Origin of the sequence: Microvirga tunisiensis, assembly GCF_009296175.1 — a bacterium.
Taxonomy (GTDB): domain Bacteria; phylum Pseudomonadota; class Alphaproteobacteria; order Rhizobiales; family Beijerinckiaceae; genus Microvirga; species Microvirga tunisiensis.
Genome location: NZ_VOSK01000862.1, coordinates 1 through 954, shown reverse-complemented (window position 1 = coordinate 954; position 954 = coordinate 1). Strand labels below are relative to the sequence as shown.

Annotated in this window: 1 protein-coding gene; it reads right to left on the bottom strand. The window is 60.2% G+C overall.

Going from position 1 to position 954, the window contains the following annotated elements; translation table 11 throughout:
- Positions 1-58: 58 nt before the first annotated feature.
- Positions 59-466 (bottom strand): DUF4112 domain-containing protein, encoded by a 408-nt coding sequence (locus FS320_RS44170; protein WP_338105715.1) that lies wholly within the window; start codon positions 464-466, stop codon positions 59-61.
- Between the last annotated feature and the right edge of the window lie 488 nt (positions 467-954).

Sequence of the window (954 nt, the reverse complement as noted above, 5' to 3'; positions counted from 1 at the left end):
AGAGTTCTGGCTGAGATATGAGGGCAGCAGCCGGCCCCAATCCTTTCCCTGAGCACTGTCATCTCTGGAAGATGTTCGGCCCCGGATGGACTCGGTCGAGGTGATCACGCAGCAGCGCCATGTTGCGCAGATTTGAGCGGTAGAATACGTCGCCAATCCAGCCCACGAGCGGAACCGCGCTGATCACGAAGTCGACACCGATATTGCCAACCATGCGCAGGAGCGTCCCGGTCGGCGCACCGAGGCGCCGTGCCTCCCAGATCAGGTAGGCCGACATACCCTTCGAGGTCGGCATCCCGACACCTGGGATCAGGTTCATCAGCGCGTCGGCGCCGAAGCGGATGCTGGTTCCTGGCACGCGGACCGCGCTGTCGAGAAACCGTGCCAGCGTATCCAGCCGTGAACGCGTGTCACCGGCGCGAGATGAAATGCCGTGGAGAGAGGATGTGTAAGAGTAGGACGCCACAGTGGTCTCCCAGATGCGGAGCGCACCTTAAGCTGCTCCTCAGGTGAGAGAGTCCGACATCGCAGCCTAGAGAGGACTGCCAGAGGGGCCCGGACCCCGATCATCGACATGTGGGGGTAGAATGGGTCCAGTGCAAGACTTGGGTCCAACGGCACTGGTGCGTTAACCTCGGCAGTGTAATCCGGAGGGTCAGGGGTTAGCCCAAGATCCGCTCCTGATTGAGCGCTAAGTAGAACGGATCGGTAATCCATTCGGTGAGGCGAGAGATCTGGCGCTCTGGGTTAAGGCAGCAGAACGCTCACGATTATGGATACCCATTGCACAGCTAATCTCTTGAGTTGAGCAGAAAATCGCGCATATCTTGCAAATGCTTCGCAAGAGCGACAAGGACATGCGCCATGCGTCGCTGGCTGCAAGAGACCCTCGACCGACGCCACCTTCTCTGGGGCGGCCTTGCCACGGCAAGCGGTTCCCTGCTCAGCGTGGTC